Below are 24,580 nucleotides of genomic sequence, written 5' to 3' on the forward strand. Positions count from 1 at the left end.
TTCCCTTTGTATTACTAGTTTTAAACGAACGTACATTCCTGATATTATAATTTATTTTCGATTTTTTCTAACTTAGCCATTAGACGGAAAGATGTCTTACTAAAGTTTTCTTGAAACTTTTCTTCCTCATCATTCATTTTACTTTCCAATAAGTATTCTAATAACTCCAGTTGATCAATAAGTTTAACAATTTTATTCATTAGTAATTCCTCCTTTTAATATGTACTTTCTGTAAATATTTCTAATATCCCTTCCACCTCGACAAAGCATCTATTGTTCAGACAAAACAAGTAGTGGGTCGACAAAGATGTAGATTTAAGTAAAGTGAAACTATCTATGATTCCTTTTCGTCTAAACAAACTGTGATAAACTAGTAGCATAAAGAGGTGATCTACTTGGCTATTCAATATCCAAATGGAAAAATATACACTCCTAACAAAAATTCATTAAAAACTATCAAAAAGGATTATACTTTTAGTAATAGGGGTAAAACCTTGGAGGATGAACTAAATGATGCAAACGAATATTATCTTCTCCATGAGATTGCAGTCATTTATAAAAAACCTATCCCAATTCAAGTTGTAAAGGTTGACTATCCTTCTAGAAGTGGTGCCGTGATTAAGGAGGCATACTACCGTACACCCTCTACAACGGACTTTAATGGAGTTTTTAAAGGTAAATATATTGACTTTGAGGCGAAAGAAACGGAAAATAAAACAGCCTTTCCTTTAAAAAACGTTCATTTACATCAAGTAGAACATATGCAAAAAGTATCTCACCAAGATGGCATTTGCTTCTTACTCGTACGTTTTTCAGCATTAGATAGATATTTCTATTTACCTTTCGAAAAATTACATTTCTTTTGGAATAGAATGCTAACAGGGGGTAGAAAATCTATTGCATTAATAGAGTTTGAAGAACATGCAATTGAAATTGCCACTAGATATTCTCCGAGAATCGATTATTTAAAAATAGTTGATTACTTAAAGGATTAGATGAAAGCGAGGAATAATTTATGAGCGAGCAAAAAGCAACTCGTGAACAACGAAGAAAAGAGCAACAAAAAAAGAAACAGCCTAAACAACCAATAAAATTATGGATAAAAAGAATTTTCATAAGCGTATTAATATTAGGTGTACTAGGACTTATAGGTGGTGGTTCTTTATTCGCTTATTATGCAAGTAGTGCACCGAAACTTGATGAAGAATCATTAAAAGATCCTATTAGCCCAGAATTTTTAGATGGAAATGGTGATATATTTGCCACTGTTGGAGCTGAGAGTAGAGAATACGTTGCTTATGAAGACATCCCACAATTAATGGAAGATGCAATTTTAGCAACTGAAGATGTACGTTTTTATGATCATATGGGAGTCGATTTTTTACGCCTAGGTAAAGCTGTTCTAGCCAATATCTCTAGTGGATTTGGATCTCAAGGAGCTAGTACACTTACTCAGCAAGTTATTAAAAACTCATTTTTAACAAATGAAAAAACGTTAAAACGTAAAGCACAAGAAGCATATCTATCTGTACAATTGGAACGGAAATATGAAAAAGAAGAAATTTTTGAAATGTATTTTAACAAAATACTAATGTCTGGAAGGACTTATGGATTTGGAACTGCATCTGAATACTTTTACGGAAAAGAATTAAAAGATTTAGAATTAGACCAAATCGCTACACTGGCAGGAATGCCCCAAAGTCCAAATAACTATAATCCGTTTAAAAATCCTGACCTTGCTGAAAAAAGAAGAAATACAGTATTACATTTGATGAACCTTCACGGAAAGATTACAGATGTTGAAATGAGAACTGCTCAGGCTATTCCAATTGGTGACTCTCTATTACCCGAAGAGCAACGAGTTGCAAATATAAATTCGAAATACGATGCATTTCTTGATATCGTATTGAATGAATTAGAAGAAAATGGCGACGGAGATGCAATCTCAGAAGGTATAACTGTCTATACTACTTTACAACCTAAGGCGCAGCAACAAGTAGAAGCTACTTTGAATTCTGACATGTTTCCAACAGAAAATATTCAATCGGCTGTTGCAGTAATCGATACAAAAACAGGTGCAATTGCAGCTGTTGGTGGTGGCCGTAATTACGGTGCTGATAGAGGGTTTAACTATGCACAAGATATGATTACAAGGTCTCCAGGATCAGTGATTAAACCATTACTGGATTATGGTCCAGCAATAGAGTTTTTAGATTGGTCCACTGCGCAGACAATTGTAGATGAAAAAATTACGTATACGGGAACAGATCAAGTAATTCGGAACTTTGATGGACGATATGTTGGATCGATGACAATGCGGGAAGCGTTGTATCGTTCTAGAAACGTTCCAGCTGTTAAAACATTGCAAGAGGTCGGACCTGACAATGCCAAAGAATTTATGAATCGTTTTGGAATCGATATTGGAGATGTTCATGAAGCTAGCGCTCTAGGTGGTACCGATAAACAGATTTCACCAATTCAAATGGCCAGTGCGTATGCTGCATTTGGTAATGAAGGCGTTCATACAAAGCCTTATACGATTACCAAAATTGTTTATCGTGATGGAAAAACGGAAAAAGTTTATAAAAACGAACCAAAAGTAGTGATGAAAGATTCCACTGCATTTATGATAACTGATGTACTTCGTGATGTATTAACGATTGGTACTGGTAAAACAGCCGCGGTTAGTGGCTTAGACATTGCCGGTAAAAGCGGGACTTCTAACTACGGTGCTGACGAAATAGCTAAATGGGACTTACCTGATAGTGCATTCCCAGACGTTTGGTTTACAGGATATACTACAAATTATTCTATTGCTGTGTGGTCCGGATATCCTGAATTAAAAGATCCAATGACTACAGATGCAGAACGTTATCTCTCACAGGAGATATTTAAAGAGGTAATGGGAAACATTTCAAATGAAAGTTCTACGAAAAGGTTCAAAAAACCTAGTTCCGTCGTTGAGGTAACGATTGAAAAAGGTTCGAATCCACTTAAATTAGCAAGTAAGTATACACCAAATAATTTAAGAGCGACTGAATTATTCGTAGCTGGTACTGAACCAACCGCAGTCTCTAATTATTATGAACAACTTGAGTTAAATGCACCAACTAATTTAACTGTTGATTATGATGAGGGTTCTTCAAGCGCTAAACTTGATTGGAAATTCAAAAAACCTAAAAGATTAGATGGCTCAGTTCAATTTGAGGTATCTGTCTCAATAAATAATGGACCAAGTCAAAATCGACAGACAACAAATGAAACTGGATTTGTTATGCAAAATATAATCCCTGGTAGTACGTATGTGTTTTCTGTTAGAGCTGTTTCAGAAGGTATCAGAAGTGATTCCGCTTCCGTTTCATTAACACTTGGTGCAGGTGTTGAAGAACCAGAGATTATTCTTCCTGAAGATCCAGAGATTATTCTTCCTGAAGATCCAATTGAAAAGGATGTAGAAGAAGTTCCGGAGATTATTCCTCCTGAAAATCCAATTGAAAATGAGAATTCCGAGAACGGCAACAAAGATAAAGAGAAAGAGAAAGAGAAAGAGAAAGAGAAAGATAATAACGGTAACGGTAAAAAAGAGGAAGAATTAATACCTGAAGAACTTCCTAATGAAATTGTGCCACCTAAAGAATCTACCGAACCTGAGGTACCAATAGCACCACCTACAGATGAATCATTAACACCATAATTGTAATATTGTTACACAATTAATTATGGGCTTTTATGGTTCGCTTTGGACGAAACTTATGGTAATAGAATAAACGAGAAAAAGATCGAGGAGCTACGTGTTGCAGTCACGTAGCTCCTCGATCTTTTCTTATTTGTCTTTTAATTGCACACGAAGTCTGGCAAGTTTCTTTTTGGTTTCTTTAAATAATTCATCTAATTGCCTGAATGCAGCATAATTATTTTTATTTTTTATGATAAAATCAAATCTTTCCGAAAAATTGATTGGTTTAGCTTGATTGACATTAACAACAATTTGCTCTAATAAAATAATTCCTCTTTCCATTAAGTCCGTTCTACCATTATTATTCTCTTTAAAAAGTTTGATCAATTGTCCCTGGAGAATATCCCACTCAGCAAACTCACTACTAAAATCATTTTTTGGGTGCATGATTAAGTTTGTTCATCCTTTTCTTTCCTTCACGGCAAACGGACAATAATGGACATTCAGGACAATTTGGATTTTGCGCTTTACAATGATAGCGTCCGAAGAAGATTAATTGGTGATGTGCTTTAGACCATAACTCGATAGGTGTTTTTTTCATCAACGTTTCTTCTACCTGTAAAACAGAGTCCTTCCATCTGCATAAACCTAATCTTTTAGACACCCTATCTACATGTGTATCAACTGCTATAGCAGGAATATCAAAAGCTACGGAAACGACAACGTTAGCCGTTTTACGACCAACGCCAGGAAATGTAGTTAATAAATCACGATTCGCTGGTACTTGCCCATCATATAATTCGATTAATTGTTTACTTAATGCTTGAATATTTTTCGCTTTATTTCTAAATAGTCCAATTGAACGTATATCATTTTGTAGTTCTTCAATAGGCACAGCTAAATATTCTTCAGGTTTCGTATATTTTTGAAATAAATCTTTTGTTACTTTATTTACCAACACATCCGTGCATTGAGCAGATAATAAAGTTGCTACTAGCAGTTCAAAAGGATTTTTATGTACTAGCTCACAATGTGCGTCAGGAAACATCTTTTCCATCTCATTTAGGCAATAATGCCATTGTGCTTTTGTCAGCAAAGTTATTCCCCTCCTACTCTCTTTCCTCCAACCAATTATAAAAGGCTACTTTATTTGTACTAGTTGTTGGTTCTGCTTGTGTTTGAACTGGAATCTGTTGTCTAAAATTAGAAGATTGTTTCTCAGCAGCTTCCACCGTTTTTATATTTTTTTTCTTCCATTCAAATAAAATTCGGTCTATATATCGTAAACTAAGTTTTTGCGATAATACCGCTTCCTTTAACGCCAAACGAATAAGTGCAGAGGTATGCTTATCTTGATCGAACCACATACCAATCGTTTCATATTCCATTGGTGATAAGAGTCTGCCAAATTCTTGTTCAAAGAGTTTATATATTTCCCCCTCTTCTGTTTTTGAATGCTCCTCTTCGACACTATTTTCTTCTTCTTCCACACAATTTAAAAGCAAATTCCATAAATTTTGAAAAGCATAATATTCAAATCGAACACCGTTTGAATCTATATGTTGCTCAATTTGAACTAGTCCTTTTTGAACTAGTCGCTGAAGTATATTTACTACTTTGTTTTCATTAAAATGCGTGCGTTCTACCAAGTTTTGTGGAGTAGGGAACCTATTTCCTGCTTCTCCAAATGCGATTAAATGCAATAGTAAAATTGCTTCTTCATCTTTAACATTAATCGCTTTATAATGACTAAAAAAAAGCTGGGAAATAGTTACATTTCCCTGCTCAGTCCAAATATGGAGTCGATCTCGCTTTTGCATACTCGTACTCCCCTTTTTTATATAAATATGTTACCTATTTATAAATTGGATATTTTTTTCCACCAATCTCCATTGTTAAAAAGGATGTATACATAATTAAGTTTATTATCTTTATTGATATATGTAATTTCCCAAACAGGACCAACTTCCTCGACACCCAACTTTGCATGCAGTAAATCAGATTCCTGCTCATCCTTTAATGCAACTTTAATTGCTTCCGACTTAGAAATTCCATCTTTTAAATTTATTTCCTGAATTACTTTTTCTGACTTTTCTTCTGGAACAAAAAATGCTTTTTGCTCCCCTTTAGACGTAGTACCAATTACGGTATGAAAAGTATTTACACTATTATACATATATGAGTTGTCTATTTCTGATAATAAATTATTTTTTAATACATACGATTCTGCAGTCTCATTTGCATTATTAAAAGGTGCCTTGGCTTGAAAATAGATAAGTAAGCTTAAAATACTCGTTAAACTAATTGCAAAAATAATAATAAATAGTAGCCATTTTTTTAGTGTCATTTGTTACATCCTATAATTAAGCGTATCAATCATTTTATGTTTCATATTTCTAACCTGCTTTCCAAACTTATACCTATTTAGTATACCAATTTTCAAGTTCTAAAACCATATTTTCAAGCGATACTTTCTTAATGGGAATATTGGGAATAGACTGTAAAAAGTCTTGTCCATAGGACTTTATTTCAATTCTTCGATCTAATACAATAAACGTTCCTTTATCAGATGAGGCTCTTATTAATCGACCAAAGCCTTGTCGGAAACGTAATACAGCTTCAGGTAAAGAATACGCAGAAAATGGGTTTTGACCACTTTTAGTTAGCAGTTCCGCCCTTTTTTTAAATAGTGGATCATCAGGAGATGAAAATGGTAACCTAACCATAATGATGACTGATAGGGCATCCCCAGGTACATCCACGCCCTCCCAAAAACTATTTGTACCAAATAAAACAGATTTTGAGAAACGCTGGAAAGATTTTAGCAACCTCATTCGACTACCAGAAGTCATTCCTTGAGCAAATAACATGTAGTCTTCCAGTAAATTGGTATCCTGTATTAATTCTACGGTTTTACGAAGCATGTCTTGCGATGTAAATAAGACAAAACATCTGCCTCCAGTTACTAACACTGTTTGAACAATCGCTTCGGCAACAGCTTCAATATATTCACTTTGAGAAACTTGTTTAATATCTGGCATGTCCTCCACTATGAGAAGTTCTGCACCCTTATAATAGTCCTTCGCAGCCTTAAATTGGTATATCGGAATAGAAGGAGACAGACCTAATTGGGATGTTATAAAATAACGATTATTTGGAACTGTTATAGTTCCGGAAGTCCAAACTATCCCTCCTGCTTCGCGCATTGGGTTGATTGCTTTGTTTATTTCATCATGTATATGAAGTGGTCTCTTGATCACCGTTAAACTACCTGGGATGCTTCTAGTATCAAATTCAATCCATTTAGCTTCTATTTCTTCATCCAGTAAAAAAATATCATCCCATTCATTTACCTTAATTTCAAGTTCACTTAACCAATAATCCCATTCGTTTAAAAGAGTTGATTCTTGAAATTCATCTAAATTAGACACATAGCTACTATGAACAATTGATTTTGCGGATAATACAAACGCTTGTATTGCATTTGACACATTTCGTAATATAGTATCGTTTAAATCCAATTCGTCAATTCCAATTGATCTTTTTGTATATTTAGAACGAATTGAGCTTTGTTGAATGGCATTAATAATATAGACCACTGCTAGATCAAAAGTTTCAACAATTGCTACGTAGAGTTTCTCTAAACGCATTTTTAATGGATTAGGAATACTCATCTTTGTAAGTCTTCCTAGTAGTTGATCAGTATCTAACGTGCCAAATTGACCCAAGACATATTTCCAATTCGTATAAGAAAAGACACGCTCTTTTTTTGATACTGCCGCGTGAATAAACTGATGTGCTTCATCGATAATCGTTGCGCATCCATCCGCTAATAATTGAAATTCTCTATCCTGATCTGCTAAAATCATGGCGTGATTCGTTACCAGTACATCGCATTCTTTACTTTTCCGTAAGGCTCTTTCATAATAATCAATTGACGCTAGGTCCACAGAAACATTACGATCCGTTCTTCTAATTTTTTCTAAGAACAATTGGCCTCCACCAGAAACATTTAGTTCTGTCAAATCCCCGGCATTCGTTATTGTTAACCAAACTAAAACTTGCATAATTGTAAAGGTTTCATCATACGATTCATCCTCATGCTGTAAATGCTGCCAAAATCGTTGTAAATCAATGTAATGCTGCATTCCTTTTAATTTTGCAACACGAATATCATAGCCTAACAGTTTTTCAAGTTTAGGAATTTCTTCTAACTCCAATTGATCGATTAAATGTGTCGTATAAGTACTGATGATTACTGGTTTTTGTTTTTCAATTGCATAAATTGTTGCTGGCAATAAATAACCTAATGTTTTGCCAATCCCAGTTTCTGCTTCACACACAATTTCAGTTTGCTCTTGTAGCGATTGATAAATCTTATCCAATAATTTAAATTGTCCTTGTCTCTCTTCAAAGTTCAATAGATTAGCCCGGAATAATGCTAACTTTTCAGATTTTTGATTAGGAAATTTAATAGCTCTATTTTGATTAGAGTTCATCTCTTTTTCTTGCATGAGTGGGATATTTCGATAAAAAAGAAATTCTCTTGACTCATATTCTTTGCGTTTTTTAGTTAGAACTTGAAAGAAAATAAGGGACAGGTTTGATTTTAATTGAAAAGAGCGTTTATGTAATAATTCAATCGTTCTTATTGGTAATGTTGATAATTGCTCCATACATTTATTTAATAAATGGGCGGTTGCAAGTGCGTCATCATCTGCTCGATGCGCCGTATGTAAGTCAATATGAAGTTCTTCCGCTAAATCTTGCAATTTAAAACTATACACATTTGGAAACATTAGTTTTGCAAACTCTACAGTATCCACTGTTTTACAAACAAGCTTCGGCAAACCTACTCTTTTTAACTCTGCTTGCAGAAAAGAGAGATCAAAATGAATATTATGTGCCACAAAAATATGATCTTGTAATAAATCATGAATCGTTGCTGCCACTTGTTCAAATAAAGGAGCATCCACTACATCTTTCTCCTTGATTTTAGTTAAATCTTGAATAAAAGAAGGGATTGGTTTTTCTGGGTTTACAAAAGTAGAATAAGTATTCATAATTTGCTTGTTTTCAACAAATACAATCGCAAGTTGAATAATCCGGTCACCATTTGAAGATGAATGGCCTGTTGTCTCTATATCTACAACTGCATATTTATGATTTTCCATCATTCCTCAACTCACAGTCTTCATAATTAGAAAAGCGTAAGCGCCTATGTCTACGGAAGGCAGGCAAATGGGTAATATAAGCTGGTCTGCAAAGTTCGCCACATCCTGTGGCAATGCAGACATGACCCGCTTCGTGCTGGCCCGAGGCAGCTCCTCAGCCACCACAGCTATTTCCCATTTGACCCCGAGGAGTAAGGCGCTGAAGCTAGACAGTACTTTATAGAAACCTTTACTTTCTTAACTTATAAAAAATTGTACCACATTCCTGACATTTAAACGAAAATTTTCACACTATTACTTCATATAAAAAAGTTGGACTAATAATTAGTCCAACTTTCTAAAATTACATGATTGTTGCTTCAGGCTCATAATGGATAATTTGTTTAATCGTATTATCTTCGTTCATAATCGCAACAGTTGGTTGATGTCGCTGTGCTTCTTCGTTCATGACATATGCATAAGAAAGAATAATGACAACATCACCTCTTTGAACAAGTCTTGCTGCTGCTCCGTTCACACAAATGACTCCACTACCTCTTTTTCCAGAAATAATATATGTTTCAAAACGTGCACCGTTATTATTGTTCACGATATGCACTTTTTCATTTGGCAGCATTCCTACTGAATCCAAAATATTTTGATCAATCGTTATACTACCAACATAATTTAAATCTGCTTCCGTTACTATTGCACGGTGAATTTTTCCATTTAACATCATTCTTAACATGGGTCACACTTCCTTTACATCGACAATAATATTATCTATTAATCTTGCTTTTTCAAAAAATACTGCAGTGGCAAATAAAACATGATCTACTTGATTTGAGACAGCTTGCAAATTAGGATATGACAACGCTTCAAAATAATCAATTTTACCTGTAGTGTTTTTTTCAATATGCGCTTTTCCTTTTATTAGTGCCTCTTCTATATTCTTTGTATCTTTCCATATATCAGTTGCGAGTGTAAGAGCTTTGAATAAATGAACTGCTTCCGCTCTTTCTTTTTCACTTAAAAATACATTGCGTGAACTTTTCGCAAGTCCATCTATTTCACGAATGGTAGGAATTCGAACAATTTTAACTGGGAAGTTATATGCATTTACAAATGTTTCGATAATCGCTAATTGTTGCGCATCTTTTTGACCAAAATAGGCGCTCGTTGGTTTCACTAAGTGAAAGAGTTTTGTAATAACTTTTAATACTCCATCAAAATGTCCAGGACGGGTTGCGCCACATAACTTCGTCGAAAGTTCTCCAGCATGCAATGTGATACCACTTTCAAATGGATACATCTCTTCTGCTGTTGGAACAAATAGAATATCCACTCCTGCTTCTTTTGCAAGTGCTGTGTCATGTGCAAGATCACGAGGATATCGATCTAAATCTTCATTTGGTCCAAATTGTGCAGGGTTAACGAAAATACTAGCCACCACTACATCGTTATCTTGTCTTGCTTTAATTAATAATGACTGATGTCCTTCATGTAAATATCCCATTGTCGGAACAAAACCTATTAATTTGTCTTGATAATTGTCCATAATACTTATTAATTCTTTAATTGTTTGTACTGTTTTCATGTTTGCCTCCGTACAGTTGTTGTAGTTGGTCTTCCTTCATCGTAAAGGAATGCTTTTCGGCAGGGAAGGTTTCATTTTTTACATCTTGCACATATTGAGAAATCCCTTCCACAATTGAAACACCAACATTTGCAAATTCATGTACAAATTTAGGCACATGATGCGTACCATACTTCACCATGTCATGAAAAACTAATACTTGACCATCAGCACTCACACCAGCACCAATACCTATTGTAGGAATCGTTAAGCTAGCTGACACTTTTTCAGTAAGTTGAAAAGGAATACATTCTAAAACAACGGAACAAGCTCCTGCCAACTCGCATTTTTTTGCATCTTCTATAAGCTTTTCAGCTGCTTCTACTGTCTTTCCTTGTACTTTGTAGCCACCTAGGACTCCAGCTGATTGCGGAGTTAATCCAAGGTGTGCAATTACAGGAATTCCAGCAGAAGTTAATTTTTGAATCACTGGAAGAACATCATCTGCTCCTTCTACTTTTACTGCCTGCGCATTTGTTTGTTGCATAATTTTTACAGCATTTGTTAGTGATTGATCTAATGAACCATGATACGTACCAAATGGCATATCTACGACTAAAAACGTATTGGGAGAGCCTTTTCTGGCTGCCTTCCCGTGATGGATCATATCATCCATCGTCACTAGTACAGTAGAATCATATCCAAGGACAACCATACCTACTGAATCTCCAACTAAAACCATGTCAATTCCTGCTTCTTCTGCAAATTTAGCTGTTGGATAATCGTAAGCTGTTAACATCGTAATCTTTTCACCGTTTCTTTTCATTCCTAGAAAATCACTTGTCGTTTTCAACATTATCACTCCTCTTTTTTTAGAAGAGAAAACCGCAAAAATGCCCTTCCACCCTATTTTGGACGGAAGGACAGAAAATTTTAAGTAATAGGTTTTCTCCGTCCCTGTCATTAGTTGATCAAGGCAGACTATTTAATTAATGATACGCTTACAAGAGGTGCAGTTCTATTGATACTGCCCACTTACAGAATAACAGAAAAAAATTTATAAGTCCAAAAAATTTCGTTCACATAATGTCTATATCTGCGGAATAAATTCCTTTTATTTCACCATTATCTAATTTCAATTGCAATACCCCGTCATTGGTAATGCTCACCGCTACACCTTCCAATGTTTCCGTAAGCATTGTAGCTTTAATGCGTTTCCCTATCGTGCCGCTGTAACTTTCCCAAAGTAACTTAATCGGTGCAAAACCATTTTCTACATACATATCCGTATATTTCTCAATATAATATGCTATTTTTGCAACTAACTCAGCTCGGTTAAAATCGTTTCCTGTTTCCATTTTCAATGACGTCGCAATAGATTGAACAGTTTCGTCAAATGATTTTATACTTTGGTTTACATTAACACCAATACCAATAATAATTGAATGAACTTGATCCATATCAGCCTGAAGTTCGGTTAATATACCAGTAACTTTTTTGCCAGAGATTAATAAGTCATTTGGCCATTTTATTTCTGGCGTGCAATTGGACAAATCTTCAATTGCTTTGGTAATTGCAACAGCAGCCACCAAAGTAAACTGTGGTGCATACTGAGGGCTAATTTTAGGGCGAATAATAACACTCATCCAAATCCCTTTGTTTGCGGAAGAATCCCAAGCCCGCTCTAGTCTACCTCTTCCTGCAGTTTGTTCTTCTGCAATTACGATTGTCCCATGAGGTGCACCATTTCTAGCCTCTTCACTGGCGATAGTTTGTGTAGACTCACAAACTGGGAAATAGAGAATATTCCTGCCGATACTTTTTGTCTCTAAAAAAGGCGTTATTTGTTCAGGAGAAACTAACTCGGGAATAGACTGAAGTATATACCCTTTTTTCTTGATCGCTTCTATTACGTAGCCGTCTTCCTCAATGCTTTTTAAGTGTTTCCAAATCATCGTTCTCGAAATATTAAATTCCTCTGCTAATTTTTGACCTGATAAGGGTTCACCTTGTGAAGAAAGGAGTTTAGCAATTATTTTCTCTTTAGTGTTTATATTCACGTAGAAACCACTCCTTTATTTGTAGTCGGTCATTTTGAATTTCTCTATTCACAATAGCAGAAGTCAACTTATGTATTAATTCTTTTAGCCAGGGTCCTCTTTTTTGACCTGACCATTCCATTAAATCATTACCATTTACGACTATTTGTCTTGAAGATGAGATGGGAATAGCCTTTTTAAGTTGAATTATTTTCTCAGCTGAATAAGAAGAAACTTCGTTGATAATCGCCGAATAGCAAGAAGCTGTAATTAATACTTCCTCGCTAAATTGATAAAAATCATCATTCGACCAATAGCCTTTCTCTAACTTCTCGACAGCTAACATAATTTGTTTCACATGATTTTTCTCGGCATTAGAGCATTTATAGTGGTTTAATAATGTATTTATATTTGGAGGTTGCTGGATAAGAGCAAAAAATGCCCATCCATTTGCAGTCAACCCAAAGTTCGTAAATTCTTTCCACTTACTAATGGACCTACTCCAATCACCGGAAAAGTTATCCGCTAATTTACTGGAAACAAATAATTCTAGCCCTTTTGCTACATGCTTACTTGCCCAAATCTTCTCTATTTCTACTTTCACCCGTTCGATGGATACATGTCCGATTAAATGATGCAAGGCTTGAATCGCTTCCATTGTTTCTTGGTGTAATGTATATCCTAATTGAGCGGAGAAACGAACTGCACGAAGCATTCTAAGTGCATCCTCACCGAAACGTTCGTTCGGCTCACCAACTGCTCGTATTAAATAGTTCGCAATATCACTTTTCCCATCAAAATAATCGATTAACTCATCCTCTTTTGTCAGAGCCATCGCATTCATCGTAAAATCTCTGCGCTCTAAATCCTCTCTTAGAGAGCTTACAAATGTAACTTGATCTGGTCTGCGGAAATCTGAATAAGTGGCTTCTGACCGAAACGTCGTTACTTCAATGGTATCTTGAAGAACAACTATTACCGTACCATGCTCAATTCCAACATCAAACGTACGTGAAAACAATCGTTTAACATCCATAGGTGTCGCATTAGTTGTAATGTCTACGTCATTAGCATCTACACTTCTTATAAAATCACGCACAGCTCCACCCACAACATACGCTTCAAACCCAGCATGTTCAAGAGTTTCAATTACTTGATATGCAGTAGGCCACCTATTTTTCATCATCTTACTTTTTCGCCACTCTTTCATACATTGCTTCGTATTGATCTACAATTTCAGACGATTTGAACTGTCTGTTTACTATGTCAAATGCAGATTCTCTAAATTTCTCGAGAATTTGAGGGTCCTTTAATATCGAAATAGCATATTCAGCAACCTTCTCTACATCACCTATTTCAACTAAATATCCATTTTCACCATGTGTGATTACTTCTGGAATACCGCCTACATTAGTACCGATGCCCGGCACTTGACAAGCCATTGCTTCTAGTAAAACCAATCCAAATGATTCTTTTTCTGATAGAAGGAGCATTAAATCTGAAATAGAGTATAACTCAGATACATTTTCTTGTTTTCCTAAAAACAAAACATCCTTCTCTATGGAAGATCCTTTCACCATTTCCATAACCGGATACTTTTCTGGACCATCTCCGACTAATAATAATTTTGCTGGGAATTCCTTCCGAATAAGTTTAAAACTATTAATAACATCGGGAACATTTTTAACTTTTCTAAAATTAGAAACATGGATTATCACTTTTTCATGTGGCGCTATTCCAAATAGTTCTTTCAGATTTCCAGCATCTTTTTTATAATACTCGGCTTCATCTACAAAATTATACACCGTTTCTATTTCTTTTTTGGGAGCGATCAGTTCCATCGTCTGACTTGCTAAAGAGTTTGAAACGGCAGTTACGATGTCCGATTTTTCAATTCCATAGCGAATTGCACCTGATAAGGACGAATCGTATCCAAGAACAGTAATATCAGTCCCGTGCAGTGTTGTAACGATTCCGATATCTGAATTTGCCATATCTTTTGCAAGAATTGCACAAACAGCGTGAGGAATTGCATAATGCACATGGAGTACATCTAGTCCTTCATCTACGATAACCTCCGCCATTTTATTGGCGAGGGCAATATCGTAAGGTGCATATTGAAAAACAGAATAGCTGTTCACTTCTACTTGATGATACGTAATAGTTGGATATATTTTGTTTAAACGAAAAGGCATACTCGACGTGATAAAGTGAATTTCATGTCCTCGGTCCGCAAGCATTTTTCCAAGTTCTGTCGCAATTACACCTGAACCTCCAACAGTAGGGTAACAGGTTATACCTATTTTAAGTTTCTTCATCGTATCACTTCCTTAAAGAGCACGTCTTTCTTCCAGTAACCGCCAATCTAAAAATCCTTCTTCCATACCTTTTAATAAAATTTCTGCTGTTCCCATATTAGTGGCAAGCGGAATCTGATATACATCGCATAAACGTATCAGTGCAGTTACATCAGGCTCATGTGGCTGAGCAGTTAAAGGATCACGGAAAAAAATAACCATATCCATCTCATTATTTGCAATGGCTGAGCCTATTTGCTGATCTCCACCTAATGGACCTGATTTATATCTATAAACGGATAAACCAACTTCATCAATTATTCTTGAACCTGTAGTACCTGTCGCAAACAACTCATGATCTTCTAAAATTGATTTATATGCTGTAACAAATTGTATTAAATCTTCTTTCTTCTTGTCATGCGCTACTAAAGCGATTCTCATCCTGTCACCTCTATAAAATAATATCTTCTAGACCGTAAATAAGTGTATCACGTTTCATTATTTCCTTAACAGATAGTTCAATTCCAGACATGAATGATCCTCTATTAAATGAATCATGTCGAAGTGTAAGTAATTGTCCTTCTCCTCCTAAAAGCACTTGCTGATGAGCTACCAATCCAGGCAATCGAACACTATGAATATGCATGCCAGAAATGTCCGCACCACGAGCACCAGCAATTGTCTCCTCTTCACTTGGATGACCTTGTTTAGCGGGAGATCTCACTTCATTAATCATCTGTGCAGTTTTAATTGCTGTTCCAGAAGGTGCATCTACTTTTTGATCATGATGCATTTCTATTATTTCTATTTGTGGTAAATATTTTGCTGCCATTTGAGCAAACTTCATCATCAGTACAGCGCCAACCGAAAAGTTTGGTGCAATGATACATCCTACATTCTTTTCTGCTACTTTATTTCTGATGTCTTCTAATTGTAAATCAGTAAACCCTGTAGTACCAATAACTGGTCTTACTCCATTATCAAGAGCTATCATTGTATGCTCATAAACTGCAGATGGAACAGTTAAATCGACTAATACATCTGGTTCTGTTTCATAAATTAGATCGTTTAAAGAAGTAAAGATTGGAATATGATCACCTAAAAAAGCTTCTTCTTTTTTTGAATCTAACACTGCTACTAGTAAAAATTCCGTATTATTAATAATTGTTGTGACCGCTTCTCTTCCCATTCTACCTCTTGGCCCTGCAATCGCTACTTTAATAACCATTATATTTCCTCCTTTTTAGTCCATCGATCTTTGTCACGCGTGTTATATTTATGTATTACATCTTGTAAAGATTGCTGTAAATCAATTCCTTCTGCATTAGCCATACATATTAGTACAAAAAAGAAATCGCCCATTTCATCGGACAGCTTTTTTTCCATTTCGCTATCTTTCTTTTTCTTCATCCCATGTTTATGTTGAACTTCTCGGGATAGTTCCCCTAACTCTTCTGTTAGTCTCGCTAATAGTTCCATCGGTGGAAAATATCCTTCTTCAAACTGATTTATGTATCCGTCCACTTCTTTTTGTAGATCTGCTAATGTTTTATTTTCACTCATATTTTCACCTTCCTATACTCATCCTAATAAAAACATACACTAGTTGTCAAAAACTAATAATTGAATGATAATATTAAATGGAAATCAAAATAGAAGAGGTGGTTTCATGGGGCTTGGTCTGAAATTTAAAAATATTTTCTTCATCATACTTGGATCTGCCATTTTTAGTTTTGGTTTTGTACATTTTAATATGCAAAATCAATTAGGGGAAGGTGGATTTTCAGGGATTACGCTAGTACTTTACTTTGTATTTAACTGGGATGTTGCAATAATGAACATAATACTAAACATTCCTATGTTTATTATAGGTTGGAAGTTACTTGGACGGAAGGCCTTTTATTATTCTTTACTAGGCACACTATCAGTTTCTGTCTTTTTAAAAGTATTTCAAGTGTTTGAAATACAATTAGGGTTGAAAGATGATTTATTTCTTGTTTCCCTTTTTGCCGGTGTATTTGTTGGTATTGGCTTAGGTATTATTTTCAGATATGGTGGCACAACTGGTGGCGTAGATATTATCGCTCGACTTGTTTTCAAATACAAGGGTTGGAGTATGGGTAAGACGATGTTCATATTTGACGCGTTCGTTATTTTACTTTCTTGGTTAACTTTCTTAGATGAAAGATCGATGATGTATACACTAGTTGCAGTCTTTGTCGGTGCCAGGGTGATTGATTTTGTACAAGAAGGTGCCTATTCTGCTAGGGGTGCATTTATCATTTCTGAAAAACAAAATGAGATTGCCGATCGTATAACGGAAGATATGTCCCGTGGAGTAACGATTTTACGTGGACATGGCCATTTTACCAAAAACGAACGGGAAGTTCTTTATTGCGTAATTGGAAAAAACGAAATTACTGCTTTAAAATCGATTATTTCTAGTGTTGATCCGCATGCATTTGTTTCTTTAATGGAAGTTCATGATGTAATGGGAGAAGGCTTTACCTTAGACGATGAAAAAAAACCGATAGAAATATAAAAAAAGGATTATCTAAAGTCTTTACTGACTATGGATAATCCTTTTGCATTTTTTGCTATTAGTCTCTGCTTGTCATTCCAGAATATATTAATACTAAACGTACTAATTCAAGAACTGCTACCGCGGCGGCTGCTACATACGTTAATGCTGCTGCATTTAATACTTTCTTCGCATGACGCTCTTCTTCGTTACGAATAACACCTAAAGAAACCATTTGATTCATCGCTCTGTTAGATGCATTAAATTCTACTGGTAAAGTAACAATTTGGAATACAACTCCAGCCGCAAGTAAGACAATTCCTATTAATAACAAATTAGAAAAGCTTGCTAACATTCCGATCATGATAAAAACCCATGATGCATTGGATGAAATATTAGCTACTGGAACTAACTTATGTCTTAACGTTAAGAAAGAATAGGATTCTTTATGTTGAATGGCATGCCCTACTTCATGGGCAGCAATTGCAGAACCTGCAACAGAAGCTTCATGATAATTATGAGAAGACAATGCAATAATTTTTGTCATAGGGTTATAATGATCGCTCAAATACCCACTACTTTCTACTATTCTTACCTCTTGTAAACCATTTGCATCTAATATTGTTCTCGCTACTTGAGCACCCGTCATTCCAGATGTAGAGCGAACTTTAGAATATTTTTTATATGTTCTTTTCACTTTCATTTGAGCATAAATCGGTAATAACAAAATAATCGCAAAATACACGATATAAGAAATCAACTAATTTCCCCCTCTCACACTATATTCTTATTTTAAAGGAAATATTAGAAGCAATCAATTAATTAGCTTTGACCTTTTTTGATAAACAATCATAGCTAAGCTAATACACCCAATAGATAACCAAAATGTAAAATAGCCAATTACATTTGCATATTCGTTTAAACTTCTATAAATCGGCATTTGATCGAATACATAGTCTATAACATCATTATGTAATGTCCATATCGCCGCAATTAAAATATGTACCCAAGTGAATCGATAAAATGGAATATATAAAATTGCTTGAAGTGCCATCGCAAAATGTGACGCAACTAACATCCATCCCATCCATCCTATTGAACCTGTTTCAAAATAAGTCCAAACATTCATCACAACTGCCCATAGACCATATTTGACTAATGTAATAAGAGCTAATGCTTCTATAAGCTTCCAGTTCATTTTTAGAAGCCATGCAAATAGAGCTAAAGTAAAGAATAAACTTGCTGTTGGACTATCAGGTACAAACAGGAGAAACTTAGGCTCTGTTGTAGACAATTGACTTTCATACCAAATGTAGCCATAAATAGAACCCAATAAATTCACAAAGAATAATAACCACATAAATGATTTATTATACAGTATTACTTTGCCTAACATTATTAAATCTCTCATCTGACAGCTCCTTTTTTGGTAGGTAAAAAAGAGAGCCAGTTTCCTGACCCTCTTCACTTATAAGATTATTCTGTTGGTTGTAGAGTTGTTATATACTCTGCAAGTTTTTGAAGCTCTTCATCAGTTCCAGTATAAGAACCACCTGGCATACCGCCACGACCTTCATGTGCAATAGTTACAATTTCATCAGCAGTCAACTCTAAACCTACTAGAGGTAGACCTAAACCACCTTCAAATGCATTACCATGACATCCGATACAGGACGATGCCTGATACAACTGATAACCTTCAGAAGTTTCGTCTATTTCAACAGCAACTTCTTCTTTTATTTCGCCATAAGCTTTAGCTTTTTCCCAGTCATGGTTAGCAACTGATTCCCAAGTTAAGAAAATAATTGCAGCAAGTGCTAGAAGCATAAAACCAGTTGGTAAAGGACGTTTTGATGGGCGTCTTTCTTTACTCGTATCTAGGAATGGAATTAATAAAAGTGCACCAAACGCTAAACCTGGCATTACCATAGCTCCAATTACATTATAAGGACCCGAAGCAAATTCATATTTTAAAAGCTGGTATAAAAATAAGAAATACCAGTCTGGTACTGGAATATAGCCTGTGTCAGATGGATCAGCTGGACGTTCAAGTGGTGATGGATGTGCTACAGTCAGTACTAAATAACCTACTAAGAAAACTGCTCCAACTAACCATTCTTTTAATAAGAAATCAGGCCAGAATGCTTCTGTTTTACCTGGATATTCAGAATAGTCTTTTGGAATATTTTTCTTTGTTCGGCTAGAAGGATCTGTAATACGAGAATCACCAACAAATTTCATACCTTTACCGCGATGCATAATGTCCCCTCCTTTTAAGAATTATCTGTTCCACTTACCCATTAAAGTGGTCCAGAAATACCTTGTCGACGAATCATGATAAAGTGAGCTGCAAGTAATCCAAATAGTGCAGCTGGTAAGAAGAACACATGAATCGCAAAGAATCTTGTTAATGTTTGTGCACCGATGATTGTTTCATCACCAGCTAAAAGCGTTTTAATCATTCCACCAATAACTGGTACTGATGCTGCAATTTCAATACCTACTTTCGTTGCGAACAAAGCTTTCATGTCCCAAGGAAGTAAGTAACCCGTAAATCCTAAACCTAACATAACAGCGAAGATTAATACTCCGACCATCCAGTTTAGTTCACGAGGTTTTTTATAAGAACCAGTAAAGAATACACGTAAAGTATGTAAGAACATCATAACAATTACAAGTGATGCTCCCCAGTGATGCATCCCACGCACGATTTCACCGAATGCTACTTCATTTTGAAGGTAGTAAACAGATTCCCATGCATTTTCGATATCCGGTACATAATACATTGTTAAAAACATACCTGATAAAATTTGAATTACTGTAATAAAGAATGTTAATCCCCCGAAACAATAAACAAATGCTGAGAAATGGTGTGCAGGGTTTACGTGTTCTGGAACTTCGTGGTCTGCAATATCACGCCATATAGGTGTAATATCTAGACGTTCATCCACCCAATCATAGATTTTATTAAGCACTGATCTCGTACCCCCTTACTTTTAAACTAGTGTGTTAGGTATAGCTTTTCCAATTTCTAAGAAACCTTCATTTTCACGCACTTCAAATTGATCTAATGGACCAAGAGGTGGTGTTTTTGGAACATTTGCACCGTTTTTCTCATAGCGGCCTGCGTGACAAGGACAGAAGAATTGATTCTTGTGCGCTGGGTCACCTTCCCAGTTAACCGTACATCCTAAATGCTTACATACTGGAGATAGAGCTATTATCTCGTCTCCCTCTTTGTAAACCCATGCTGCATTTGTTACATCAGACTTGTACCATGCATCCACTTGTTCAAATGTGAAATCTACACGCACGGGAACCTCTGTAATATCTGCAATTTTCTTCTCAGTCAGTACAAAATCTCCACCTTCTGATTTTTGCAATACTGGATCGATTGCAAAACGTACCATTGGCATAAGCATACCTGCAGCCATAAATCCACCAACACCTGTTAAAGTGTAGCTAAGAAATTGACGTCTTGATACTTTATTGTTACTCATCCTTTTCCCCCCTTATACTTAAAGGTCAGTCCAATGGACATACTTGCTTTAATTAATAATACTAGGACATATCAATGATAGCTTAATAAAAAAGGAAGGTCAATATTCCTTTTTCACGAATTATGAACTTTGTGAACATTTAGTGTTAAAAACTGTCACTAAATTGCCCATCTTTTTGCAAAAATCGGAATAAGTTGACGAAGTTGGTCTTCTAAAATGGAATTTTTCATTTTTTGATCCATTGACTCTAGTGGGATTGAAGGGATCCATATAACACTTTTTTCTTCTTCCATTGTACTCCATTCCCTATCAGAAGTAATGAAAAAAATATGTTTAAATCCGGCATTTTTTATTTCTTCTGACCAATCATTTAATAAGGTTTGCTTGTCCTGTTTTTTCGTGTAAGAAAAAGAAGGAAATAAAACGATCCTTCCTTTAAATTGATTTTCAATCATATTACTTAAAGAAAGTGTAAATTCTGCTGCCGAAGCAGCAGATAAAAAGCCCTGAGACGAACCATCTATCAATGTTAGAGGTATTATTGCTGTATCAATATATTCTTTTTGTGCTTGAAAAATTGCGCTATCCTTCGCGTTCCAGTGCATGTGTATCGCTCCTAATTCTCTCTGCCTTGTAATTCTTTCCACAATTCGGAAAGTTCATAAAATCTTTCTTTATTCCCTTGATCCAACGCTTCGTCAATTTGTTTTCTTAGCTGCTCTTCTTGAAATAACTGTATACTATCCGACAACATGTTTTCCGCAATTTGTTGATCTTTTTCACTTATGTGCAAATATTTCGGCATGTATGGATTCTCTTCTAATACAGCTAAGTATTCTGGACTAGGTGGTAATGTTTGGAAATTTAGTTGAATATACATTTCTTCATCTGGATGTAATCGCAAATCATGAAAAGATTTTTCTGCGTCAGCAGTCATAATACTTCCTTTATAAAACCTAAAAGGTATTCCCGATGAAGTATTCACAGACATTACCATGGCTCTTGGACAATAATGTGCTTCTTCCACGAAATGTACATTACTTAACAGTGTTTCATGACTGATTAAATAATTTAATATCCAAACGCATTCTCTTCTTTTCATTTGATATTTTTTTAAGAACCAACGGACAAATTCCTTTTTTTCGTCAACTGAAACAGAAGCAGTCACGTAACCTCCCCTTCCTTTTGTTATTCCACCATCTCAAACCATGTACTGTTTTCAGGTTCTAGTTTCTGTAATAATACTACAACTTCTAGAGCTTCATCTCTTTTCCCTTCTTCTAGCAGGAAATATACATATTTCTCCAAAAACTGTGCATCATCCTTAAGTTCAGTATATGCTAACTTATAAAATGCGTATGCTTTTTCGAAAATTTCTAATCGTTCATATGCAGCTGCTAGAAACGGGTACATAGAAGACCACTCAAAGTCTTCTTTCTTCAATGTTTCATACAATTCAACCAGATCATCGTCTCGCTCTTCCATTGCGTATAAAGAAGTTAATGTAAAGATGGCTTCCATATATTCTGGGTCAAGAGCAATAGCTTGATGTAAAAAAGTCTCCGCTTCTTTCACTCTGCCCAATTTGAGAGAAATTTTACCCGCAAATAAAAAATATTCTTTTTCAAATTCATCTCTTGCAATACCACTTACAATTGCTTTTAATGCTTCTTCATTGTTTTCGAGCATTGCATTGGCTTCTGCTAGTAGCATGTAGCCAGAAAAATAATCAGGATCTATTTCAAGTAAATCTTCTAAATGCTTAATGGCAGTTTCGTAATGATGGACTTGAAATGTTGCATAGGCCGCGTGAAATAGCACATCAGGAGCTACTTCTTTTTGTAAGGCTTCTTCATAATATGGAATCGCTTCTTCGTAAGCTGCTCCTGCACTATAAATTTCCGCTAACTTCAGTGTCAAATCAACCGCTTGGATTGCATCCTTATGAGGAAGTAAGTCTTCAATAATTCTAGCTGCTTCTAAATACCTTCCCGTTTCAAACAATAGTTCCCCTTTTGCATACAATAATAGAGGTTCTGTTGGCATTAGAGCAAGTGCATCGCTAATCTTTTGCTCTGCAACTTCATATAGCCCAATCATTTGATAATAATCTGCAAGTGTTAGTAATGCTTGAGGATATGCATCACTTGACTTCTCCACACTCGTTAGAAAATTAAGCGCATCATCTTCGCGATCCATTTCCAACAAAAGTTGAGCTTGATCGATTTTCAGCTGATTTTCTTCTGGAAATAAATAATTTAAATGCTCTAATACTTTTAGTGCTTCTTGTAGAAATCCATACTGCGTCAATACATCTGCAAGTTCATATTGTTCATCTGGATCCCCTTCTAAAAGATATGTATCAACTAATGATTTTAGCTTCTCTACATTCCCTTCTTCCATTACTTGGATAAAAGGCATAAATTTGTCCATGTCATCACCATTCCTTTATTTATTTCTTTATCGTACAAGAACATTTGGATATGAACAAGAAAAAAACCCTCCTAAAAAGGAGAGTTTATTCATTTAACACACTTGTAAGCTGTTCAAAAAAGTTTGGATAAGAGACAGAAATACATTCAGCGTTGTCAATCGTAACAGGACTAGAGGTAATAAGAGATGCAATCGCAGCCATCATACCAATTCGATGATCGCCATACGTTTGTAAATCCGCCCCATGAAGAGGAGTTGGCCCTTCAATAATCATGCCATCGTCTGTTGCCGTAATATTTGCACCTAGTTTTTTTAGTTCATTCACAACTGCATCAATACGATTTGTCTCTTTTACTTTTAACTCTTCCGCATCTTTAATCACTGTTTTACCATGTGCTTGCGTAGCTAAAAGAGCAATAATAGGAATTTCATCTATTAATCTTGGGATTAAGTCTCCACCAATTACTGCGCCTTTTAACGATGAAGTTTCTACAACAATAGTACCCATTTCCTCATGACTCTTTAATTCGTCTAATTCAATCGTCATGCTTGTGCCCATCTCATTTAGAGCGTCAATAATTCCCGTTCTTGTAGGGTTTAAACCGACATTTTGAAGTGTAAGGTTACTATTAGGTACGATTGCACCAGCAACTAGGAAGAATGCTGCAGATGAAATATCTCCTGGTACCACAACATGCGTACTAGTCAGCGTTTGTCCGCCTTGTAAACGAATTGTTTGATCATCTACTGAAATAGTTGCTCCAAAATGTTGTAGCATTTTTTCTGTATGGTCACGAGAAGTTTCTAACTCTTTTATAACTGTTTCCCCTTCTGCATTCAATGCTGCTAACAGGATCGCAGATTTTACTTGAGCACTTGCTACTGGCATTTCGTAGTTTATCGCACGTAGTTTTGTTCCTTCCACTGCAATCGGTGTATATTGACCGTTTTCACGCCCAATGTATTTGGCACCCATTTGCTTAAGAGGATCGGTAACACGTCTCATAGGACGCTTCTGTATCGATTCATCGCCTATTAAAACAGAAGAAATGTGGGATCCTGCTAAAAGACCTAACAGTAAACGAGTTGTTGTACCAGAATTACCAGTGTATAACAGTTCGTTCGGTTCTTTCCACGCTGCTAAACCTTCACTTTTTATCTCTACTTTTTCACCATCAACAGATATAGCAACTCCAAGTTTTGAAAAGCAATCAATTGTACTTAAACAATCATCACTTTGTAAAAAACCTTCTACTGTCGTCGTACCTTTTGCAATGGCACCGAACATAATTGAACGGTGGGATACAGATTTATCTCCTGGAATTCGAAGCGTACCTTTCAAGGAGGGCTTTGCATAATCTAATACCTTACTAATGGTCATGACC

27 protein-coding genes are annotated in these 24,580 nt (G+C 35.6%); 3 read left to right on the forward strand and 24 right to left on the reverse strand.

Features of this window, described 5'->3' with window-relative positions; all coding sequences use genetic code 11:
• Positions 1-44 precede the first annotated feature (44 nt).
• Entirely contained in the window at positions 45-200 is a 156-nt protein-coding gene (locus C7437_RS16865; protein ID WP_170122303.1) for a hypothetical protein, read from the reverse strand.
• Positions 201-395: 195 nt separating this feature from the next.
• On the opposite strand from C7437_RS16865, the gene recU reads away from it, so the two are divergent.
• Positions 396-995 carry a Holliday junction resolvase RecU gene (recU, locus tag C7437_RS03850; protein ID WP_111438302.1) on the forward strand — a complete coding sequence of 200 codons (600 nt, stop codon included), beginning with the start codon at positions 396-398 and terminating at the stop codon, positions 993-995.
• Positions 996-1,015: 20 nt separating this feature from the next.
• On the forward strand, positions 1,016-3,694 hold the full coding sequence (locus C7437_RS03855) for a PBP1A family penicillin-binding protein (protein ID WP_111438303.1): 2,679 nt from the start codon (positions 1,016-1,018) through the stop codon (positions 3,692-3,694).
• Positions 3,695-3,823: 129 nt separating this feature from the next.
• Here the strand turns inward: C7437_RS03855 and C7437_RS03860 are convergent, their stop codons facing one another.
• The 14 genes from C7437_RS03860 to C7437_RS03925 all read right to left on the reverse strand — a co-directional run bounded on the left by C7437_RS03860 (position 3,824) and on the right by C7437_RS03925 (position 16,304).
• The gene (locus C7437_RS03860) at positions 3,824-4,123 is read right to left on the reverse strand and encodes a YpoC family protein (RefSeq protein ID WP_111438304.1); all 300 of its coding nucleotides are present in this window, start codon (positions 4,121-4,123) and stop codon (positions 3,824-3,826) included.
• Positions 4,107-4,772: an endonuclease III gene (gene nth, locus C7437_RS03865; protein WP_111438305.1), complete on the reverse strand. Its 666-nt coding sequence runs from the start codon at positions 4,770-4,772 to the stop codon at positions 4,107-4,109. Before nth ends, C7437_RS03860 begins: the two co-directional genes overlap by 17 nt.
• Positions 4,773-4,785: 13 nt before the next feature.
• Positions 4,786-5,496: a DnaD domain-containing protein gene (locus C7437_RS03870; protein ID WP_111438306.1), complete on the reverse strand. Its 711-nt coding sequence runs from the start codon at positions 5,494-5,496 to the stop codon at positions 4,786-4,788.
• Between the two features lie 38 nt (positions 5,497-5,534).
• Positions 5,535-6,023, reverse strand: a complete 489-nt coding sequence (locus C7437_RS03875) for a cell wall elongation regulator TseB-like domain-containing protein (RefSeq protein WP_111438307.1) — start codon at positions 6,021-6,023, stop codon at positions 5,535-5,537.
• Between the two features lie 73 nt (positions 6,024-6,096).
• Positions 6,097-8,853: an ATP-dependent DNA helicase DinG gene (gene dinG, locus C7437_RS03880; RefSeq protein ID WP_111438308.1), complete on the reverse strand. Its 2,757-nt coding sequence runs from the start codon at positions 8,851-8,853 to the stop codon at positions 6,097-6,099.
• A gap of 340 nt (positions 8,854-9,193) precedes the next feature.
• The gene (gene panD, locus C7437_RS03885) at positions 9,194-9,577 is read right to left on the reverse strand and encodes an aspartate 1-decarboxylase (RefSeq protein WP_111438309.1); all 384 of its coding nucleotides are present in this window, start codon (positions 9,575-9,577) and stop codon (positions 9,194-9,196) included.
• Positions 9,578-9,580: 3 nt separating this feature from the next.
• On the reverse strand, positions 9,581-10,426 hold the full coding sequence (gene panC, locus C7437_RS03890) for a pantoate--beta-alanine ligase (protein WP_111438310.1): 846 nt from the start codon (positions 10,424-10,426) through the stop codon (positions 9,581-9,583).
• Entirely contained in the window at positions 10,404-11,258 is an 855-nt protein-coding gene (panB, locus tag C7437_RS03895) for a 3-methyl-2-oxobutanoate hydroxymethyltransferase (RefSeq protein WP_111438988.1), read from the reverse strand. Before panB ends, panC begins: the two co-directional genes overlap by 23 nt.
• A gap of 226 nt (positions 11,259-11,484) precedes the next feature.
• Positions 11,485-12,465: a biotin--[acetyl-CoA-carboxylase] ligase gene (locus tag C7437_RS03900; protein WP_111438311.1), complete on the reverse strand. Its 981-nt coding sequence runs from the start codon at positions 12,463-12,465 to the stop codon at positions 11,485-11,487.
• Complete coding sequence (locus tag C7437_RS03905; protein ID WP_211309972.1) at positions 12,449-13,630, reverse strand: CCA tRNA nucleotidyltransferase; 1,182 nt, start codon at positions 13,628-13,630, stop codon at positions 12,449-12,451. Before C7437_RS03905 ends, C7437_RS03900 begins: the two co-directional genes overlap by 17 nt.
• A 1-nt stretch (position 13,631) precedes the next feature.
• Entirely contained in the window at positions 13,632-14,762 is a 1,131-nt protein-coding gene (gene bshA, locus C7437_RS03910; RefSeq protein WP_111438313.1) for an N-acetyl-alpha-D-glucosaminyl L-malate synthase BshA, read from the reverse strand.
• Positions 14,763-14,774: 12 nt separating this feature from the next.
• A complete protein-coding gene (gene mgsA / locus C7437_RS03915) occupies positions 14,775-15,182 on the reverse strand; it encodes a methylglyoxal synthase (protein ID WP_111438314.1) in 408 nt (135 codons plus the stop codon).
• Positions 15,183-15,192: 10 nt separating this feature from the next.
• Positions 15,193-15,969: a 4-hydroxy-tetrahydrodipicolinate reductase gene (dapB, locus tag C7437_RS03920; protein WP_111438315.1), complete on the reverse strand. Its 777-nt coding sequence runs from the start codon at positions 15,967-15,969 to the stop codon at positions 15,193-15,195.
• Positions 15,969-16,304: a nucleotide pyrophosphohydrolase gene (locus C7437_RS03925; protein ID WP_111438316.1), complete on the reverse strand. Its 336-nt coding sequence runs from the start codon at positions 16,302-16,304 to the stop codon at positions 15,969-15,971. Before C7437_RS03925 ends, dapB begins: the two co-directional genes overlap by 1 nt.
• Before the next feature lie 106 nt (positions 16,305-16,410).
• Here C7437_RS03925 and C7437_RS03930 point away from each other — a divergent pair, with 106 nt between their 5' ends.
• Positions 16,411-17,283: a YitT family protein gene (locus tag C7437_RS03930; protein ID WP_111438317.1), complete on the forward strand. Its 873-nt coding sequence runs from the start codon at positions 16,411-16,413 to the stop codon at positions 17,281-17,283.
• Between the two features lie 58 nt (positions 17,284-17,341).
• Here C7437_RS03930 and C7437_RS03935 read toward each other — a convergent pair whose 3' ends face one another.
• The 9 genes from C7437_RS03935 to aroA form a co-directional block, all read right to left on the reverse strand.
• Entirely contained in the window at positions 17,342-18,019 is a 678-nt protein-coding gene (locus C7437_RS03935; RefSeq protein WP_211309984.1) for a zinc metallopeptidase, read from the reverse strand.
• Positions 18,020-18,076: 57 nt separating this feature from the next.
• Positions 18,077-18,673, reverse strand: coding sequence for a lipoprotein heptaprenylglyceryl N-acetyltransferase LhaT (gene lhaT / locus C7437_RS03940; RefSeq protein ID WP_111438319.1), 597 nt, complete (start codon positions 18,671-18,673; stop codon positions 18,077-18,079).
• Positions 18,674-18,738: 65 nt separating this feature from the next.
• Entirely contained in the window at positions 18,739-19,521 is a 783-nt protein-coding gene (locus C7437_RS03945) for a menaquinol-cytochrome c reductase cytochrome b/c subunit (protein ID WP_111438320.1), read from the reverse strand.
• Positions 19,522-19,562: 41 nt separating this feature from the next.
• Positions 19,563-20,237 carry a menaquinol-cytochrome c reductase cytochrome b subunit gene (gene qcrB / locus C7437_RS03950; RefSeq protein WP_111438321.1) on the reverse strand — a complete coding sequence of 225 codons (675 nt, stop codon included), beginning with the start codon at positions 20,235-20,237 and terminating at the stop codon, positions 19,563-19,565.
• Between the two features lie 21 nt (positions 20,238-20,258).
• Positions 20,259-20,762: a QcrA and Rieske domain-containing protein gene (locus C7437_RS03955; protein ID WP_111438322.1), complete on the reverse strand. Its 504-nt coding sequence runs from the start codon at positions 20,760-20,762 to the stop codon at positions 20,259-20,261.
• Positions 20,763-20,920: 158 nt separating this feature from the next.
• Complete coding sequence (locus tag C7437_RS03960) at positions 20,921-21,367, reverse strand: YpiF family protein (protein ID WP_111438323.1); 447 nt, start codon at positions 21,365-21,367, stop codon at positions 20,921-20,923.
• A gap of 11 nt (positions 21,368-21,378) precedes the next feature.
• Positions 21,379-21,930, reverse strand: a complete 552-nt coding sequence (locus C7437_RS03965) for a ReoY family proteolytic degradation factor (RefSeq protein ID WP_111438324.1) — start codon at positions 21,928-21,930, stop codon at positions 21,379-21,381.
• A 20-nt stretch (positions 21,931-21,950) separates the two neighbouring features.
• Positions 21,951-23,195, reverse strand: coding sequence for a tetratricopeptide repeat protein (locus C7437_RS03970; protein WP_111438325.1), 1,245 nt, complete (start codon positions 23,193-23,195; stop codon positions 21,951-21,953).
• 85 nt (positions 23,196-23,280) lie between these two features.
• Positions 23,281-24,576 carry a 3-phosphoshikimate 1-carboxyvinyltransferase gene (gene aroA / locus C7437_RS03975; protein ID WP_111438326.1) on the reverse strand — a complete coding sequence of 432 codons (1,296 nt, stop codon included), beginning with the start codon at positions 24,574-24,576 and terminating at the stop codon, positions 23,281-23,283.
• Positions 24,577-24,580 lie beyond the last annotated feature (4 nt).

The sequence above is a fragment of the Psychrobacillus insolitus genome (genome assembly GCF_003254155.1).
GTDB lineage: Bacteria > Bacillota > Bacilli > Bacillales_A > Planococcaceae > Psychrobacillus > Psychrobacillus insolitus.